Below are 17,430 nucleotides of genomic sequence, written 5' to 3' on the forward strand. Positions count from 1 at the left end.
CATGGAAGAAGGCCGCACGGGTCCGTGTCATGGACCGACGGCCTTCCTGGATTTCATCAAGTCTACGACCTCGCGCGCCGCCTCCGCGACATCGCGGTTGACGACGAGGTGGTCGAACTCGTCCTGGGCGGCCAGCTCGACCTTCGCGGTGTCCAGCCGGCGCTGCTGCTCCTCGGGTCCCTCGGTGCCGCGGCCGACCAGGCGGCGCACGAGCTCCTCCCAGGTGGGCGGCAGCAGGAACACGAGCCGCGCCTCGGGCATCGCGGCCTTCACCTGGCGCGCGCCCTGGATGTCGATCTCGAGCAGCACGCTCCTGCCCTCGGCCAGCGCGGCGTCGATGGGCGCGCGCGGCGTGCCATAGCGGTGCGCGTTGTGCACCGTGGCCCACTCGAGGAGCTCGTGCTGCTCGTCCATGCGGTCGAACTCGGCGTCCGACACGAAGAAGTAGTTGACGCCCTCGACCTCGCCGGGACGCGGCGCGCGCGTGGTGGCGGAGACGGAGAGCAGCACGTCGGGCTCGTTCTCGCGGATGAAGGTGGAGACGGTGCCCTTGCCTACCGCGGTGGGTCCCGCGAGCACCACGAGCCGGCTGGGCTCGACGATCTGCTTCGCGGCCTGCCACTCCTCGAGGAAGCGGGTGAGGCGCACGCGCTGGTGGACGCCGAGCCCGCCGAGGCGCTTGGCGGTGGAGATGCCGAGGTCGCCGAGGATCCGCTCGAGCTTGGTGGGGCCGATGTTCGGGATGCTCGTGAGGAACTCGGTGACGCGGAGGGTCGCCTCGGCGCGGTGCGCGGGATCCGCGGACGCGTCGAGGACGCCGAGCGGGGTCCGCTCCCCCGTGACGATGTCGTGCTTCACCTGCGCGCGCGCGCGGCGGGCGGCGACGGCGGCCTGCGACGCGGCGACCCGGTCGACCTCGGGTGGTTCGGGCCTCATGGCAGCACCTCTTCGAGTCGTCCGGCGTGGTCGGTGACGGCCTCCGCGACACGCCGTGGCCCTGCCGTGAGGATACTCCGCGACGCGGCCGCGATCACAACGCCGGCGGCCGGGCCGAACAGCTTCCGGACATCGCCGAGCAGCGCGCCCTGGTGGCCGAAGCCGGGCGCGAGGATCGGGGTGCGGACGAGCCGCGCGAGGTCGAGGCCGGCGTCGGCGGCGTCGACGGTCGCTCCGACGACGAGCCCGAAGGACCCGGGGTCGGCCGACGGGTCGTCGAGCGCGCCGTTCGCGGCGACGGCCGCGTCCTGGATCCCGCGGGCGACGGTGCGGGCGGCCGCGGACCCGTCGCCGGGGAGCACGGCGCGCTGCAGGTCGCGCGCCTCCGGGTTGGACGTCGCGGCGAGCACGAAGACGCCCGCGCCCCAGCCGTCCGCGGCGGCGCGCACGCCGTCGAGGGATCCGACGCCCGTGTACGCCGTGAGGGTGACGGCGTCGGCGCGCAGCGGGCTGTCGGGCGCGAGCCAGGCGGCGCCGTACGCGTCGACGGTGGAGCCGATGTCGCCGCGCTTTGCGTCCGCGATGACGAGGAGGCCGGCGTCGCGCGCGGCGGCCAGCACGCGCTCCAGCGCGACGTAGCCGGCCGATCCGTGGCGCTCGAAGAACGCGACCTGCGGCTTGACGATGCCGGCGCGCCCCGCGGTCGCCTCGACCACGCGGAGGCCGAACTCCTCGAGGCCGCGCGCGTCGTCGGCGAGGCCCCAGGCGTCGAGCAGCGAGCGGTGCGGGTCGATGCCGACGCAGAGGTGCCCGTGCGCGCGGAACGTGCGGGCCAGCCGCGCGCCGAACGACGGGGCGTCGGGAACCGCCCCGCCGTCCGCGGTCGTCACCTGCGGGCCTCGCGGGCGATCGCGTAGTCCTGCAGGCTCGTCACGTCGAAGCCGGCGCGGATGGCGTCGAAGGACGCGACCGCCGCCGTGAGCTGCGCGATGGTCGTGAACAGCGCCTTGTCGGCCGCGACGGCCGCCGCGCGGATCTCGTAGCCGTCGGCGCGCGCCGTGCGGCCCGACGGGGTGTTGATGACCACGTCCACCTCGTCGCGGTTGATCAGGTCGACGATGGACGGCGAGTCGCCCTCGGCGGGCTCCTCGCTGTACTTGCGCACGACGCGCGCCTGGATCCCGTTGCGGCTGAGGATCTCCGCCGTGCCCGCGGTCGCGAGCACCTCGAAGCCGAGCTGCTGGAGGCGGAGCACCGGCAGCACGATCGAGCGCTTGTCGCGGTCGGCGACCGAGACGAACACCGTGCCCGAGAGCGGGAGGCCGCCGAACGCCGCCTCCTGGCTCTTCGCGAACGCGCGCGGGAAGTCGCGGTCGATGCCCATGACCTCGCCGGTCGAGCGCATCTCCGGGCCGAGCACGGAGTCGACGATGAGGCCGTCCTTCGTGCGGAACCGCTTGAAGGGCAGCACGGCCTCCTTGACGGCGACGGGCGAGTCCATCGGGACGTCGGATCCGTCGCGCTCGGGCAGGAGCCCGGACGACTTCAGCTCGGCGATGGACGTGCCGACCATGACGAGCGACGCGGCCTTCGCGAGCGGGATGCCGAGCGCCTTGGAGACGAACGGCACCGTGCGGCTCGCGCGCGGGTTCGCCTCGAGGACGTAGAGCACGCCGGCGCCGATCGCGAACTGCACGTTGAGCAGGCCGCGCACTCCCACGCCCTCGGCGATGGCGCGCGTGGCGTCGACGACCTGCTGGATCTGGCCGCGGCCCAGGGTCACGGGCGGGAGCGTGCAGCTCGAGTCGCCCGAGTGGATCCCGGCCTCCTCGATGTGCTCCATGACGCCGCCCACGTACAGCTCGGTGCCGTCGTAGATGGCGTCGATGTCGATCTCGATGGCGTCGTCGAGGAACCGGTCGATGAGGAGGGGCTTGCCCTCGCCGATGATCCCCTGGTCGGCCATGCGCAGGAAGTAGTCATGCAGCGTGGAGGTGTCGAAGACGATCTCCATGCCGCGGCCGCCGAGCACGTAGCTCGGGCGGACGAGGACGGGGTAGCCGATCTCCTCCGCGACGACGACGGCCTCGTCGATCGCGACGGCCGTGCCGTTGCGCGGCGCCACGAGCCCCGCTGCGTCGAGGATCCCGGAGAACAGGCCCCGCTCCTCCGCGAGGTCGATGGCCGACGGGCTCGTGCCGAGGATGGGGACGCCCGCGGCCTCGAGGCCCTTGGCGAGCCCGAGCGCCGTCTGGCCGCCGAGCTGCACGACGACGCCGACGAGCTCGCCCGCCTGCTGCTCGACGTGCACGATCTCGAGCACGTCCTCGAGCGTGAGCGGCTCGAAGTAGAGCCGGTCGCTCGTGTCGTAGTCGGTCGAGACCGTCTCCGGGTTGCAGTTGATCATGATGGTCTCGTACCCGGCGTCCGCCAGCGCGAAGGACGCGTGCACGCACGAGTAGTCGAACTCGATGCCCTGGCCGATGCGGTTCGGGCCCGAGCCCAGGATGATCACCTTGCGGAGCTCGGACGGCACGATCTCCGTCTCGGAGTCGTAGCTGGAGTAGTGGTACGGCGTGAGCGCCGGGAACTCGCCCGCGCACGTGTCGACCGTCTTGTAGACGGGCCGGATGTCGGCCGCGTGGCGCGCGTCGCGCACCTCCTGCTCGGTGAGCCCGCGGATCTCGGCGATCTGCGCGTCCGAGAAGCCGTGGTCCTTCGCCTCGCGCAGCGTGTCCGCGTCGAGGGAGCCTGCGTCGCGCACGGCGTCGGCGACCTCGTTGATGAGCACGATCTGGTCGATGAACCAGGGGTCGATCTTCGTGGCGTCGAAGACCTGCTCCGCCGTGGCACCCGCGCGGAGCGCCTGCTGCACCGTGACGATGCGGCCGTCGGTGGGCGTGCGGCTCGTCTCGAGCAGCTCGTCGACCGAGCGCTTCTCGGCGCCCCAGTGGAAGGAGGATCCGCGCTTCTCGAGCGAGCGCAGCGCCTTCTGCAGCGCGGTGGAGTAGTTGCGGCCGATGGCCATCGCCTCGCCGACCGACTTCATGGTCGTGGTGAGCTCGGCGTCCGCGGCCGGGAACTTCTCGAACGCGAAGCGCGGCACCTTCACGACCACGTAGTCGAGCGTGGGCTCGAAGCTCGCGGGCGTGACCTTGGTGATGTCGTTGGGGATCTCGTCGAGGCGGTAGCCGATGGCGAGCTTCGCGGCGATCTTCGCGATCGGGAAGCCGGTCGCCTTCGACGCGAGCGCGCTGGAGCGGGAGACGCGCGGGTTCATCTCGATGACGATGAGACGGCCGTCCACGGGATCCACCGCGAACTGGATGTTGCAGCCGCCCGTGTCGACGCCCACCCGGCGGATGATGTCGATGCCGATGTCGCGCATGTGCTGGTACTCGCGGTCGGTGAGCGTGAGGGCCGGCGCCACCGTGATCGAGTCGCCCGTGTGCACGCCGACCGGGTCGACGTTCTCGATGGAGCAGACGACGACCGTGTTGTCGGCCGTGTCGCGCATGAGCTCCAGCTCGTACTCCTTCCAGCCGAGGATCGACTCCTCGAGGAGCACCTCGGTGGTGGGGCTCGACTGGAGGCCGTCGGCGACCATGCGCTCGAGCTCCTGGCGCGTGTGCGCGAAGCCGGAGCCGAGGCCGCCCATGGTGAAGGAGGGGCGGATCACGAGCGGGTAGCCGAGGTCCTCGGCGAACTCGACGGCCTGCTCGAGCGTCTTGGCGACGTGCGAGCGGGCGACGTCGGCGCCGGACTCGATGACGAGGTCCTTGAAGAGCTGGCGGTCCTCGCCCTTCTGGATGGCCTCGACCTTCGCGCCGATGAGCTCGACGCCGTGCTTGGCGAGGATGCCGAGCTCGTCGAGGCGGATGGCCGCGTTGAGCGCCGTCTGCCCGCCGAGGGTGGGGAGCACCGCGTCGGGGCGCTCCTTGATGATGATCTTCTCGAGCACCTCGCTCGTGATCGGCTCGATGTAGGTCGCGTCGGCGAAGCCCGGGTCGGTCATGATCGTGGCGGGGTTCGAGTTCACGAGGATGACGCGCACGCCCTCCTCGCGGAGCACGCGGCAGGCCTGCGTGCCCGAGTAGTCGAACTCGGCGGCCTGGCCGATGACGATCGGCCCGGAGCCGATGACGAGGACGCTGTTGATGTCGTCGCGCTTGGGCATTACACGGTCTCCTGGGGGGTCGCGGCGGCGGGTGCGGTGCCCGACGCGTCGTGGATCAGCTCGATGAACCGGTCGAAGAGGTACGACGAGTCGTGCGGACCCGCGGCCGCCTCCGGGTGGTACTGCACGCTGAAGGCGGGGATGTCGAGGCAGCTCAGCCCCTCGACCACCTGGTCGTTGAGCGAGACGTGGCTGACCTCCGCGCGGCCGAAGCCGGCGGGGCTGTCGACCGGTCCGTCGAGGGGCGCGGAGACCGCGAAGCCGTGGTTCTGGCTCGTGATCTCGACGCGGCCGGTGCGGCGGTCGAGCACGGGCTGGTTGATCCCGCGGTGGCCGAACGGCAGCTTGTAGGTTTCGAACCCGAGGGCGCGGCCGAGGAGCTGGTTGCCGAAGCAGATCCCGAAGAACGGGATGCCCTTGCGGAGCACGTCCTGCAGCAGCTCCACGTGGTACTGCGAGGCCTCGGGGTCGCCGGGGCCGTTCGAGTAGAAGACCGCCGTGGGCGCGAGCTCCTCGAGCTCGGCCGTGGTGATCGACTGCGGCACGACGTGCACGTCGAGGCCGCGGGCGGCCAGGTGCTTCACCGTGGCGGTCTTGATGCCGAGGTCGAGGACCGCGACGGATCCGATGCGCTCGCCGACGGCGGGGATCGTGTACGTCTCCTGCGTGGAGACCTCGGCGGAGAGGTTGCGGCCCGCCATGTCGGGCGCCTGGCGCACCTGCGCGAGCTGCTCCTCGTCGCCGAGCGCGAAGGCGTCGCCGGAGAAGACGCCGGCGCGCATGGCGCCCTCGTCGCGGATCCGGCGGGTGACCGCGCGCGTGTCGATGCCGGAGATGCCGACGACGCCCTGCGCGACCAGGTCGTCCTCGAGCGTGCGCTGCCCGCGGAAGTTGGAGACCACGCGGGAGGGGTCGCGGACGACGTACCCGGCGACCCAGATGCGGCGGGACTCCATGTCGTCGTCGTTCATGCCGGTGTTGCCGATGTGCGGCGCCGTCTGGAGCACGATCTGCCCCGCGTAGGACGGGTCGGTGATCGTCTCCTGGTAGCCGGTCATGCCGGTCGCGAAGACGGCCTCGCCGAGGGTCACGCCGCGGGCGCCGTACGCGCGTCCGACGTACCTCCGTCCGTCCTCGAGCACCAGGACCGCCGGTTCGTGTCGGGCCATGTCGGTCACTTCCCTTCGTTGTCGTCGTCGTGCGCAGGGCGCGTGATGTGGTGGAGGGCGTCGACGAGCGCGGTCTTCTCGCGCGGGTCGATCACCCGGAGGTACGTGTCGACCGAGGTCTCGGCCGCCGCGTCGAGGATCCAGGTGACGGCCACGAGGCCGCCCTCCTCCACGACGCGGTCGATCGCGTAGGTCGCGAGCCCGGATCCCGTGATGCGGTCGGCGGGCACGAGCACCTCGCGCTCGCCGTCGATCGCGAGCACGAGGCCCGCGTCATGCACCCGGGCAGCCGCGCGACCGCGGAAGCCGAGGGGCGCGACGGTCAGCCGGTCGAGCGGCTCCCCCGCGGTGGTCGTGGCGACGTAGAGCACGTCGACCTCGAACGTCGGCGCGCCGAGGCCGGCGGGCGGGCGCGGCGGCTCGGGCAGCGCGCGCTGGCGTCGTCGGCGCGCGCGCCAGCCGAGCACCATGAGCGCGAGCAGCAGGACGAGGAGCGCGATCACCGTGATCGCGGGCACGAGGCGACCGCTCATGCGCGTGCCTCCGCGACGCCTGCGGAGGTCGCGGCGTCGCGTGCGTCGGCGTCCGCGCGGTCGCGGAGGACGGCGGCGCGGGCGACGGTCTCGCGATCGACGAGCGCGCCGTCGAGCACGGTCGGGTATCCGCGGTGGAAGGTCGCGACGACGCGGCCGGGCAGCGTCATCTCGAGGTAGGGCGAGTTGCCGCTGAGCCCGCCGAGGTCGTCGCGCCCGAAGACGCGCGACGCGGACGGGTCGTAGAGCGTGATGTCGGCCGGGGATCCGCCGGCCAGGGCGTGCCCGTGCTCGTCGAGGCGGCCGATGCGCGCGGGCGCGTGCGACATGACGCGCGCGACGCCGGCCCAGTCGATCAGGCCCGTGTCGACCATGGCGAGCTGCACCACGGAGAGCGCCGACTCGAGGCCGACCATGCCGAACGCGGCCGCGTCCCACTCGCAGTCCTTGGCCTCCGTCGGGTGCGGCGCGTGGTCGGTCGCGACCACGTCGATCGTGCCGTCGGCGAGCGCGGCCCGGAGTGCCTCGACGTCCTCACGGCGGCGCAGCGGCGGGTTGACCTTGTAGCGCGCGTCGTAGCCCGCGACCAGTTCCTCGGTGAGGAGGAGGTGGTGCGGCGTGACCTCGGCCGTGACGTCGACGCCGCGGGCCTTGGCCCAGCGGATCACGTCGACGGAGCCGGCGGTGGAGACGTGGCAGACGTGGAGGCGGGATCCCACGTGCTCGGCGAGCAGGACGTCGCGCGCGATGATCGACTCCTCGGCGACCGCGGGCCAGCCCGTGATGCCGAGCTCGCCGGACAGCGCGCCCTCGTTCATGGTGGCGCCCTCGGTGAGGCGCGGGTCCTGCGCGTGCTGCGCGATGACGCCGTCGAAGGCCTTCACGTACTCGAGCGCGCGGCGCATGAGCAGCGGGTCCGAGACGCACTTGCCGTCGTCGGAGAAGACGCGGACGGCTGCGCGGCTGGAGGCCATCGCGCCGATCTCCGCCATCGACTCCCCCGCCAGGCCGACCGAGACGGCGCCGATGGGGCGCACGGTCGCGTACCCGGCGGCGTCGCCGAGCGCCTTGACCTGCTCGACCACGCCCGCCGTGTCCTGCACGGGCATCGTGTTGGCCATCGCGAAGACCGCCGTGAAGCCGCCGAGGGCCGCGGCGCGGGATCCCGTGAGCACGGTCTCGCTCTGCTCGTAGCCGGGCTCGCGCAGGTGCACGTGCAGGTCGACGAGGCCGGGCAGCGCGATGAGCCCGTCGGCCTCGATCACGTGCGCGCCCGTGGGCGCCGCGAGGTCGGGGCCGATCTCGCGGATCAGCCCGTCGGCGACGAGGATGTCGGCCCGCTCGCCCGACGGCAGGGTCGCGCCGCGGATCAGGTGGGTGTCGTCGGGGTTCGTGTCGTTCTGGGTCATCGGTCGGCCTTCCCGTCGCCGGACAGCAGGAGGTAGAGGACGGCCATGCGCACCGAGACGCCGTTGGCGACCTGCTCGCGCACCGTGGACCTCTCCGAGTCGGCGGCGGCGGCGGATATCTCGAGCCCGCGGTTCATGGGCCCCGGGTGCATGACGATCGTATCGGGCCCGAGGAGCGCGAGCCGCGCGTCGTCGAGGCCCCAGATGCGCGCGTACTCGCGCGGGTTCGGGAAGAAGGCGGCGCGCATGCGCTCGGCCTGGATGCGGAGCATCATCACGGCGTCGGGCGCGCCCTCGACGAGCGCCGCGTCGAGGTCGTACCGCACCGTGACGGGCCAGGATCCGACGCCCACCGGCACGAGCGTGGGCGGTGCGACGAGCGTGACCTCGGCGCCGAGCGTCGTGAGCAGCCACGCGTTCGAGCGGGCGACGCGGGAGTGCAGCACGTCGCCGACGATCACGACGCGCGTGCCGTCGAGGCCCTTCCCGCGCGCGGCGGATCCGTGCAGCCTGCGGCGGATGGTGAACGCGTCGAGCAGCGCCTGCGTGGGGTGCTCGTGCGTGCCGTCGCCCGCGTTGACGATCCCGGCGTCTATCCAGCCGCTGCCGGCGAGCGTGTGCGGCGCGCCCGACGACGGGTGCCGGACGACCACGCCGTCGGCGCCCATCGCCTGCAGCGTCTGCGCGGTGTCCTTGAGGCTCTCGCCCTTGGAGACGCTCGACCCCTTCGCGCTGAAGTTGATGACGTCGGCCGACAGGCGCTTGGCGGCGGCCTCGAACGAGATGCGGGTGCGGGTGGAGTCCTCGAAGAAGAGGTTGACGACCGTGCGCCCGCGGAGCGCGGGCGTCTTCTTGATCTCGCGCGTGCCGACGTCGGCCATGTCCTCCGCGACGTCGAGGATGTGGACCGCCTCGTCCCGGGACAGGTCGCGCGTGGAGAGCAGGTGCCTCATCGGGTCGCCCCTTCGCCGTCGGAGGCGGGCGCGGGCGCGTCGTCCGGGCCGGCGATGCTCACCGACTCCTCGCCGTCGGTCTCCTCGAGCCGGACGAAGATCCGCTCGGCGAGGCTGGAGGGCAGGTTCTTGCCCACGAAGTCGGCGCGGATGGGGAGCTCTCGGTGGCCGCGGTCGACGAGCGCGGCGAGCCGCACGGCCGTGGGACGGCCGAGGTCGCCGATCGCGTCGAGGGCGGCGCGCACGGTGCGGCCGGAGAAGAGCACGTCGTCGACGAGCACGACGGTGCGGCCGTCGACGCCGCCTGCGGGCAGACGCGTGGGCGCGGGCGCGCGGGTCGGGTTCCGCTGCAGGTCGTCGCGGTACATCGTGACGTCGAGCGACCCCACCAGGTCGGCGGGGGCCTCGGGCTCGAGGCGGGCGATGATCCGGCCGATGCGCTCGGCGAGGACGGTGCCGCGGGTGGGGATCCCGAGGAGCAGCAGGCCGTGCGGACCGCGGTTCGACTCGAGGATCTCGTGGGCGATGCGCGTGAGCGCACGGGTGATGTCAGAGGGCTGCAGCACGATGCGCTGAGGCAATCCGACCTCCTTCCCCGCCTCTCGGGACGGATGTTAAAGGTGGTCTGTTCCGCGGGTCACTCTAGCGGGTGTCGGCCCGTCGGTCACCGTCACGCCGCGCGGGTGCGGTCCCGGCGCTCGGGCAGCGCCACGAATCCCGCCGAGCGGTACGTCGCGACGGCGCCGCGGAGGTCACTCGGCGTGCACACGAGGGCCGCCGAGGAGCCGAGCTCGCGCAACGCTGCCGCTGCTGCGCGGCAGACTGCTCTGCCGTGGCCCTTCCCGCGCTGGTCCGCGCGCACGCCCATCGGCTCGAGGAGGCCAGGCCGCCCCTGCCCTGCCGACCAGACCGTGACTCCCGCCACGGGCACCCCGTCGGGGTCGCGGCCGAGGAGGCACACCATCGACGCCGTGTCGGCACCTGTCTCGCGACGGGCGGTGATGCCGGATGCCATGGTCGCCCACTGCGCATCGGTGAAGGTCGCGTTGGCCCACGCGGACCGGTGGACGGCCGTGAACGCGGAAGAGGCACCGGGCACGACGCGCTCGACGCGGAGCCCGCCCGGGATCCGAACGGGCTCGGAGAGATCGAGCACCAGGGGGGTCCACGCCTCGCCCGCCGACCAGCCGGAGGTGGCGAGGGCCGCGTCGAGTGCCGTGCCCGCGGGGATCTCGACGGATGCCCGACCGACGGGCAGCACGCCGGCCTCGGGGTCCGCGATGTCCGCCCGCACGACGTCGGCGAGCGCCGGGTCCGACCACCGTTGCGGCGCCACCGTCGTCCGGAGGAGGCCAGGCCCGTCGAGGAACCCGATCGCCACGATCCGGCCGTCGTCGCGCCAGACGCGGAGCGCGTCGGCGACCGCACGCGACCCGTGCCGCTCCGCCCAGCCGATGTCGCCCGGGTGGAGCTGAACGGGCGCATCGTCGCGCTGCCATCGCCGGAGCGCGTCCACGACAGGACCGAGCTCGTCCGGACCGGGGGAAGTGAGGACGATGGACATGTCCTCATCCCATCACCCGGGCGACGCCAGGACCACCCCTCGGAGCACGGTCCCCGGCTCGACGGGCCGCGGTGTCCGTCAGCGGGAGGCGTCGAGCACCGCGCGGATCCTGCCGATCACGGCGGCGTCCTGCAGGCTCGTGGCGTCGCCGAGCATCCGGCCCTCCACGAGGTCGGCGAGGAGGCGGCGCATGATCTTGCCCGAGCGCGTCTTGGGCACGTCCGGCACGGCGACGATCCGGCGCGGCTTCGCCACCGGCCCGATCGCGCGCGCGACGTGCGTCGTGAGGACCGGCCCCAGCTCCGCGGCGAGCGCCGCCCAGCCGGCCGCGTCGTCGTCCGCGGGGCGGTCGTCGCCGCGCGGGACGACGAACGCGACCACGCGCTGGCCGGTGAGCTCGTCGGCCACGCCCGTGACGCCGGCCTCGCCCACGCGCGGGTGCGCGACGAGCGCCGACTCGATCTCGATGGTGGAGAGGCGGTGCCCGGACACGTTGACGACCTCGTCGATCCGGCCCTGCAGGGCCACGTCGCCGTCGACGTCGCGCCGGGCGCCGTCGCCCGCGAGGAACCAGCCGCGGTCGGCGAACCGCTCCCAGTAGGCGCTGCGGTAGCGGGCCGGGTCGCCCCACACGGTGCGGGCCATGCCGGGCCAGGGGCGCTGGATCACGAGCAGGCCGCCCTCCCCGTCCGCGGCGGGCTCGCCGTCGTCGTCGACCACGTCCACCCGGAAGCCGGGCAGCGCGCGGCCGGCGGCGCCGGGCTTGAGCGTCGAGACGCCCGGCAGCGGGGCGATGACGGCGGCCCCCGTCTCGGACTGCCACCACGTGTCGACCACGGGCGCGGATCCCCCGCCGAGCTCCCGGTGGAACCAGCGCCACGCGGCGGGGTTGATGGCCTCCCCCACGGAACCCAGCAGCCGGATGCTCGACAGGTCGTGCCTTGAGACGCCGTCGGGGAACCAGCCCATGAGCGAGCGGATGAGCGTGGGCGCCGTGTAGTAGGTCGTGACCCCGTACCGCTCGATGATCTCGAGGTGCCGGCCGCGGTGGGGCGTGTCGGGCGTGCCCTCGTAGATCACCTGCGTGAGGCCGTTGGAGAGCGGCCCGTAGATCTCGTAGGTGTGGGCGGTGACCCAGGCGAGGTCGGCCGTGCACCAGTGCACGTCGTCGGGCTTCGCGTCGAAGTGGGCCCAGTGCGCCCACGACGCGTGCGTGAGGTAGCCGCCGCTCGTGTGCACCAGGCCCTTGGGGCGGCCGGTCGTGCCGGACGTGTAGATGATGAAGAGCGGGTGCTCGGCGTCGAACGCCCGGGGCTCGTGCAGCGGAGAGGCGGATCCCACGGCGTCGTGCCACCAGACGTCGCGTCCCGGGGTCCACGGCACGTCCTGTCCGGTACGGCGGACGACGAGCACGTGCTCGATCGACGCGACGCCCGCGACGGCCTCGTCGGCCTGCGGCTTGGTGGCGACCGCCGTGCCGCGGCGGTTCTGGCCGTCGCTCGTGATGAGCAGCTTCGCGCCCGTGTCCTCGACGCGGAACCGCAGCGCCTCCGCGGAGAAGCCGCCGAAGACGAGCGAGTGCACCGCGCCGATGCGCGCGACCGCGAGGGTCGCGACGATCGTCTCGACGAGCACGGGCAGGTAGATCACGACGCGGTCGCCCGGCCCGACGCCGAGGGCGGTGAGGGCGTTGGCGGCGCGGGACACCTCGTCCTGGAGGTCGCGGTAGGTGACCGTGCGCCGGTCGCCCGGCTCGCCCTCGAAGTGCAGCGCGACCTTCTCTCCGCGGCCGGCCGCGACGTGCCGGTCGACGCAGTTGGCGGCGACGTTGAGGCGTCCGCCCGCGAACCACGTGGCGGCGGGGACCTGCGGGGTGCCGTCGGCGGCGACCGGCGGGATCCACGTGTGCGCGGTCTCCCACGGCGTCTCCCAGTCGAGGCGGCGGGCAGCCTCCTCCCAGAAGGCGACCGGATCCGCCTTCGCGCGCGCGTACGCCTCCGCCGTCACGTTGGCGGAGGCGGCGAGCGCGGCGGGAGGCGGGAAGAGCGCCTGCTCGGTCGCGGTGCCCTCCACGGCATCGGGTGCGGTCTCGGCCTGCTCGGTGCGCTGCGAGGTCATGCGCCGACGCTACGTGCGACGCGGCCGGGATCAGGAACCGGGACGTCACGCGGCGACACGGAGTGGGCGGGGTCAGCCCCAGCGGCGCACGAGCACGCGTTCGACCAGGCCCACGACCGCGTCGGTGACGGCGCCCAGCACGGCGAGCAGCACGATCGCGAGCAGCACCCGGTCGACGCGTCCGTTCGACGACGACTCCGTGAGCAGGTACCCGAGCCCCATCGACGCGGCGAGGAGCTCCGCCGCCACGAGGAACAGCCACGACTGCGCGAGCGCGAGCCGCAGCCCCGAGACGACGGCGGGCAGCACGGCGGGCAGCTGCACGGTGACGAGCAGCGGGATCCGCGTGAGCCCGAACGCGCGTCCCACCTCCACGAGGTGCGGGTCCACGTGCCGGAGCGCGCCCGCGACGGTCGTGTAGACGGGGAACATGGCGCCGATGGCGACGAGCGTCACCTTGGAGTCCTCGTTGATCCCCATCCAGAGCAGCAGCAGCGGCACCCACGCGAGCGACGGCACCGTGCGGAACGCGCCCGCGGTCGGCGCGAGGAGGAGCCGGCCGACGCGCGAGAGGCCGACCACGGCGCCGAGCACGAGTCCCACCGTGGCCCCGAGCGCGAAGCCCAGCAGCACGCGCTGCAGCGAGATGGCGACATACTGCCCGAGGATCCCCTGCTCGGCCAGCTGCACCCCGGCGCGCACCACGTCGAGCGGCGCGGGCAGGAGGTGGGCGGGCACGGCGCCCGTGGCGGTCACGACCGCCCAGAGCCCGACCACCAGGACGGGGACCACGAGGCCCACGGCGACCCGGAGGAGGACGCCACGTGTCGCGCGGCCGGGCGCCGGGCGCGCGACGCGCTCGCCGTCGTCGTCCGGGGCGTCGGCGCCCGCGCGGCCGCCCGTGCGGACGTCCTCCCGCGCGGGCCGGAGCGCGGTCATCCGGCCGTTCCCGACGCGGGATCCGCGGCCTCGGCGAACCGGGGTTCGAACAGTTCGTCGAGGGCCGTGTCGACCTTCCCCTGGTCCGGCACGTCGCCGGACTCCACGAGGATCGGGCCGACGCGCTCGAGCACGTCGCGCTGCGCGTCGCCGGGCACGGGATCCACGCCGAGGTTCGTGCGGTCGATCACGGTGGAGGCGACGGCCGGGTCGATCGCGGCGGCCTGCGCGAGGATCGCCGCGGTCTCGTCGGGGTGGTCGACGGCCCAGGCGCGCGCCTCCTCGTAGGAGTCGACGACGGCCTGCGCGAGGTCGGGCGAGGCGTCGAGGAACGACTGCGTGGCGTTGAGGAACCCGTAGGTCGCGAAGTCGACGTTGCGGTACAGCAGCGTGGATCCCGCCTCGGCCTCGCTCGCGGCCATGAGCGGGTCGAGCCCGGCCCACGCGTCGACGGAGCCGTTCTCGAGCGCGGCCCGGCCGTCGGCGTGCTGGAGGTTCTGGATGGTGACGTCGGACGCCGGGATGCCCGCCTCGTCCAGCGTCTGCAGCAGGAAGAAGTACGGGTCCGTGCCCTTCGTCGCCGCGATGTCGGCCTCGCGGAGCTGGTCGACGCTCGTGATGGGCGACCCCTTCGGCACGACGATCGCGGTCCACTCGGGCTGCGAGTACACGTCGATGGTGCGGATGGGCGAGCCGTTGGCCCTGGCGAGGAGCGCGGCGGATCCGGCGGTGGATCCCACGTCGACGGCTCCCGCGCGCAGCAGCTCGTTGGCCTTGTTGGAGCCCGCGGACTGCACCCAGTCGACCTTCACGTCCGACCCGAGCCGCTTCTCCACGAGTCCCTGGTCCTTCACGATGAGGCTGAGCGGGTTGTAGGTCGCCCAGTCGAGGGTGAGCGTGTCCGCGCTCCAGCCGGCGGGATCCGCGGATGCCTCGGCGGCGGGCGCGACGGCTGACCCCTCCCCCGCGGCGCATCCGGCGAGGAGCATCGCGGCGGCGCCCGCGAGCGCGAGGGCGGGGATGGATCTGCGGGGCAGGAGACGGGTCACGGTGGGTCCTCGGTGCGGTGTCGGGTGGTGCGGGTGGTCGTGGTGGTGGCGCGGGTCCGGCTCAGCGCGCCCGGTGGCCCGGCACGCCGAGCCCCTCGAGCAGCTCGGCGCGGAGGGCGGCGAGCGTGGCGTCGCCGCGGTCGCGCGGGCGGGCGCCCGGCACCTCGAGGACGCGGCGGACGGTCGCGCCGGGCGCGGCGCCCTCCGCGGGATCCGGGCCGAGCAGCACCACGCGGTCGGCGAGGTGCAGGGCCTCGTCCACGTCGTGCGTGACGAGGAGGACCGTGGTCGGGATCGCGGCGTGCACGTCGAGCAGCAGGTCCTGCATGCGCAGGCGCGTCAGGGCGTCGAGCGCGCCGAACGGCTCGTCGAGCACGAGGACGCGGGGCCGCCGGGCGAGAGCGCGGGCGAGCGAGGCGCGCTGGGCCATGCCGCCGGAGACCTGCCGGGGACGGAGGTCGGCGGCCTCGGCGAGGCCGGTCAGCTCGAGCAGGTCGCGCACGCGGGCGTCGCCCTCGTCGCGCGGCACGTCGCGGGGCAGGCCGAGACGCACGTTGGCGCGGATCGTGCGCCACGGAAGCAGGCGCGGCTCCTGGAACGCGACCGCGGAGCGCTGGTCGACCTCGCGCACGGGCGTGCCGTCGATGCGGATGGACCCGGCGTCGGGCCGGTCGAGCCCGCTCACCTGGCGCAGGAGCGTCGACTTCCCGCAGCCGGACGGCCCGAGGATCGCCACGACGTCGCCCGCGGCGAGGTCGAGGTCCACGTCCCGCAGCACCGTGCGCGGAGCCCGGGATCCATCGCCGGCGAACGACCGTCCGACCCCGCGGAGCTCGACCGCGCCGGCGGAGCCCGCGGCCGCATCCGGGGCGGGAGCGGGCGACGCGGCGGTCGTCCGGTCGGGTCGCGGGGCGGATGCGGTGACGGGCATGACCCGACGCTAGGACGGCCCGAGCACACTCGGACCGTCCCGCGTCACACGCGGTCGCGGGGCGTCACGCGACGTAACGGGCTGGCGGGACGCACGCCGCGCGATGCCTACGCCTGCGTCGCCGCGATGCGCGCGAGCATGCCGTTCACGAACGACGCCGACTCGTCCGTCGAGAGCGACGACGCGAGGTCGACGCTCTCCGAGATGGCGACGCCGTCGGGCACGTCGGCGTTGAAGAGGATCTCCCAGATGCCGATGCGCAGGATCGCGCGGTCGACGGCGGGCATGCGGGCGAGGGTCCAGTTCACCGAGTACGTCTCGATGAGCTCGTCGATCTCGTCCTGGTGCGCGACGAACCCCTCGGCGATCTCGCGGGCGTACTGCCACGACGCCTGCCGGTCGGGCTCGGCGGCGGCGCGCTGCTGCTCGACCGCGAGGGTCGCGGGGATGGACTCGCCGCGGATGTCCGCGACGTAGAGGACGTCGAGGGCGCGCTTGCGCGCCTTGGTGCGTGCGCTCACGGGTCAGTCGGTGACGCGGCCGAGGTAGTCGCCCGTGCGGGTGTCCACCTTGACGCGCGTGCCCTGCTCGAGGAAGAGCGGGACCTGGATCTGGTGCCCGGTCTCGACGGTCGCGGGCTTGGTGCCGCCCGTCGAGCGGTCGCCCTGCAGGCCCGGCTCCGTGTACGTGATCGTGAGCACGACGGACGCGGGCAGCTCGACGTAGAGCCCCTCGCCGTTGTGCAGCGCCACGGTGACGTCCTGGTTCTCGAGCATGAAGTTCTTCGCGTCGCCGACCTGCGCGGCGGACAGCGTGATCTGGTCGTAGTCGCTCGTGTCCATGAACACGAAGTTCTCGCCGTCGGCGTAGAGGTACTGGAAGTCGCGGCGGTCGACCGTCTCGGTCTCGATCTTCGCGCCGGCGTTGAACGTGCGGTCGACGACCTTGCCGCTCATCACGTTCTTGACCTTGGTGCGCACGAACGCGCCGCCCTTGCCCGGCTTGACGTGCTGGAACTCGATGACGGTCCACAGCTGGCCGTCCATGTTGAGGACGACGCCGTTCTTGATGTCAGCGGTAGAGGCCATGCGGGAGGGTCCTTGCCTGTTCGACGAGCGGGAGGTGCGGCGTCGATGCGGCCGCACGGGGATGCCGGGGCCGACCCGGTGCGGGCGGCGTGGCGATCCGAGGGATCAGCCTAACGGGTGGCGGTGACGACGTGCGCGAGGGCGAGGAGGTACGAGCCCTGCCCGAACCCCGCGATGACGCCCGTCGCGACGGGCGAGATGACGCTGGTGTGCCGGAACTCCTCGCGCGCGTGCGGGTTCGAGATGTGCACCTCGATGAGGAGGATGCCGGCCTTCGTGACGAGCGCCGCGGCGTCGCGGAGCGCGTACGAGTAGTGCGTGAACGCCGCGGGGTTCATGATCACGGGGCTCCGGGTGTCGACGGCCTCGTGCAGCCAGCCGATGAGGGTCGCCTCGTCGTCGGTCTGCCTGAGGTCGATCTCGACGTCGTCGGGCGCGAAGGCGACGAGCTCGCGGCGGAGGTCGTCGAGCGACCCGGTGCCGTACACGTCGGGCTCGCGGCTGCCGAGCCGTCCGAGGTTGGGGCCGTTGAGGACGAGCACGCGTGACATGCGCACAAGCCTA

Annotated in this window: 16 protein-coding genes; all 16 read right to left on the reverse strand. The window is 73.3% G+C overall.

Annotated features, from left to right (window positions below; genetic code table 11):
* Nucleotides 1-27 precede the first annotated feature (27 nt).
* The 16 genes from gmk to NL142_RS09435 all read right to left on the reverse strand — a co-directional run bounded on the left by gmk (nucleotide 28) and on the right by NL142_RS09435 (nucleotide 17,417).
* Nucleotides 28-936: a guanylate kinase gene (gene gmk, locus NL142_RS09360; RefSeq protein WP_435079015.1), complete on the reverse strand. Its 909-nt coding sequence runs from the start codon at nucleotides 934-936 to the stop codon at nucleotides 28-30.
* Nucleotides 933-1,826, reverse strand: coding sequence for an orotidine-5'-phosphate decarboxylase (pyrF, locus tag NL142_RS09365; protein WP_435079017.1), 894 nt, complete (start codon nucleotides 1,824-1,826; stop codon nucleotides 933-935). Before pyrF ends, gmk begins: the two co-directional genes overlap by 4 nt.
* Entirely contained in the window at nucleotides 1,823-5,113 is a 3,291-nt protein-coding gene (gene carB, locus NL142_RS09370) for a carbamoyl-phosphate synthase large subunit (RefSeq protein WP_435079019.1), read from the reverse strand. The genes pyrF and carB overlap by 4 nt, the downstream gene beginning before the upstream one ends.
* Nucleotides 5,113-6,282: a glutamine-hydrolyzing carbamoyl-phosphate synthase small subunit gene (carA, locus tag NL142_RS09375; RefSeq protein ID WP_435079021.1), complete on the reverse strand. Its 1,170-nt coding sequence runs from the start codon at nucleotides 6,280-6,282 to the stop codon at nucleotides 5,113-5,115. Before carA ends, carB begins: the two co-directional genes overlap by 1 nt.
* Before the next feature lie 5 nt (nucleotides 6,283-6,287).
* Nucleotides 6,288-6,815 (reverse strand): PH-like domain-containing protein, encoded by a 528-nt coding sequence (locus NL142_RS09380; protein ID WP_435079023.1) that lies wholly within the window; start codon nucleotides 6,813-6,815, stop codon nucleotides 6,288-6,290.
* On the reverse strand, nucleotides 6,812-8,224 hold the full coding sequence (locus NL142_RS09385; RefSeq protein WP_435079025.1) for a dihydroorotase: 1,413 nt from the start codon (nucleotides 8,222-8,224) through the stop codon (nucleotides 6,812-6,814). The genes NL142_RS09380 and NL142_RS09385 overlap by 4 nt, the downstream gene beginning before the upstream one ends.
* Entirely contained in the window at nucleotides 8,221-9,177 is a 957-nt protein-coding gene (locus NL142_RS09390) for an aspartate carbamoyltransferase catalytic subunit (RefSeq protein WP_194682439.1), read from the reverse strand. Before NL142_RS09390 ends, NL142_RS09385 begins: the two co-directional genes overlap by 4 nt.
* Entirely contained in the window at nucleotides 9,174-9,758 is a 585-nt protein-coding gene (pyrR, locus tag NL142_RS09395) for a bifunctional pyr operon transcriptional regulator/uracil phosphoribosyltransferase PyrR (protein WP_194682438.1), read from the reverse strand. The genes NL142_RS09390 and pyrR overlap by 4 nt, the downstream gene beginning before the upstream one ends.
* A gap of 89 nt (nucleotides 9,759-9,847) precedes the next feature.
* Nucleotides 9,848-10,741 carry a GNAT family N-acetyltransferase gene (locus NL142_RS09400; RefSeq protein WP_194682437.1) on the reverse strand — a complete coding sequence of 298 codons (894 nt, stop codon included), beginning with the start codon at nucleotides 10,739-10,741 and terminating at the stop codon, nucleotides 9,848-9,850.
* Between the two features lie 78 nt (nucleotides 10,742-10,819).
* Complete coding sequence (acs, locus tag NL142_RS09405; protein WP_435079028.1) at nucleotides 10,820-12,859, reverse strand: acetate--CoA ligase; 2,040 nt, start codon at nucleotides 12,857-12,859, stop codon at nucleotides 10,820-10,822.
* Between the two features lie 72 nt (nucleotides 12,860-12,931).
* A complete protein-coding gene (locus NL142_RS09410) occupies nucleotides 12,932-13,798 on the reverse strand; it encodes an ABC transporter permease (protein WP_435079030.1) in 867 nt (288 codons plus the stop codon).
* Complete coding sequence (locus NL142_RS09415; RefSeq protein WP_435079032.1) at nucleotides 13,795-14,847, reverse strand: aliphatic sulfonate ABC transporter substrate-binding protein; 1,053 nt, start codon at nucleotides 14,845-14,847, stop codon at nucleotides 13,795-13,797. The genes NL142_RS09410 and NL142_RS09415 overlap by 4 nt, the downstream gene beginning before the upstream one ends.
* A gap of 61 nt (nucleotides 14,848-14,908) precedes the next feature.
* Complete coding sequence (locus tag NL142_RS09420; RefSeq protein WP_435079034.1) at nucleotides 14,909-15,778, reverse strand: ABC transporter ATP-binding protein; 870 nt, start codon at nucleotides 15,776-15,778, stop codon at nucleotides 14,909-14,911.
* 107 nt (nucleotides 15,779-15,885) lie between these two features.
* Complete coding sequence (gene nusB / locus NL142_RS09425) at nucleotides 15,886-16,299, reverse strand: transcription antitermination factor NusB (RefSeq protein WP_079533354.1); 414 nt, start codon at nucleotides 16,297-16,299, stop codon at nucleotides 15,886-15,888.
* A 3-nt stretch (nucleotides 16,300-16,302) separates the two neighbouring features.
* Nucleotides 16,303-16,866 (reverse strand): elongation factor P, encoded by a 564-nt coding sequence (gene efp / locus NL142_RS09430; RefSeq protein ID WP_012038481.1) that lies wholly within the window; start codon nucleotides 16,864-16,866, stop codon nucleotides 16,303-16,305.
* Between the two features lie 110 nt (nucleotides 16,867-16,976).
* A complete protein-coding gene (locus tag NL142_RS09435; protein WP_194682433.1) occupies nucleotides 16,977-17,417 on the reverse strand; it encodes a type II 3-dehydroquinate dehydratase in 441 nt (146 codons plus the stop codon).
* Nucleotides 17,418-17,430: the final 13 nt, after the last annotated feature.

It is taken from the genome of Clavibacter quasicaliforniensis (assembly GCF_051201715.1).
Taxonomy (GTDB): domain Bacteria; phylum Actinomycetota; class Actinomycetes; order Actinomycetales; family Microbacteriaceae; genus Clavibacter; species Clavibacter seminis.

Excerpts from the sequence above, each read along its gene's own strand:
- gmk (WP_435079015.1), bottom strand. The coding sequence starts at position 936 with ATGAGGCCCGAACCACCCGAGGTCGACCGGGTCGCCGCGTCGCAGGCC.
- carB (WP_435079019.1), bottom strand. The coding sequence starts at position 5,113 with ATGCCCAAGCGCGACGACATCAACAGCGTCCTCGTCATCGGCTCCGGG.
- carA (WP_435079021.1), bottom strand. The coding sequence starts at position 6,282 with ATGGCCCGACACGAACCGGCGGTCCTGGTGCTCGAGGACGGACGGAGG.
- NL142_RS09380 (WP_435079023.1), bottom strand. The coding sequence starts at position 6,815 with ATGAGCGGTCGCCTCGTGCCCGCGATCACGGTGATCGCGCTCCTCGTC.
- NL142_RS09385 (WP_435079025.1), bottom strand. The coding sequence starts at position 8,224 with ATGACCCAGAACGACACGAACCCCGACGACACCCACCTGATCCGCGGC.
- NL142_RS09390 (WP_194682439.1), bottom strand. The coding sequence starts at position 9,177 with ATGAGGCACCTGCTCTCCACGCGCGACCTGTCCCGGGACGAGGCGGTC.
- NL142_RS09400 (WP_194682437.1), bottom strand. The coding sequence starts at position 10,741 with ATGTCCATCGTCCTCACTTCCCCCGGTCCGGACGAGCTCGGTCCTGTC.
- acs (WP_435079028.1), bottom strand. The coding sequence starts at position 12,859 with ATGACCTCGCAGCGCACCGAGCAGGCCGAGACCGCACCCGATGCCGTG.
- NL142_RS09410 (WP_435079030.1), bottom strand. The coding sequence starts at position 13,798 with ATGACCGCGCTCCGGCCCGCGCGGGAGGACGTCCGCACGGGCGGCCGC.
- NL142_RS09420 (WP_435079034.1), bottom strand. The coding sequence starts at position 15,778 with ATGCCCGTCACCGCATCCGCCCCGCGACCCGACCGGACGACCGCCGCG.
- efp (WP_012038481.1), bottom strand. The coding sequence starts at position 16,866 with ATGGCCTCTACCGCTGACATCAAGAACGGCGTCGTCCTCAACATGGAC.
- NL142_RS09435 (WP_194682433.1), bottom strand. The coding sequence starts at position 17,417 with ATGTCACGCGTGCTCGTCCTCAACGGCCCCAACCTCGGACGGCTCGGC.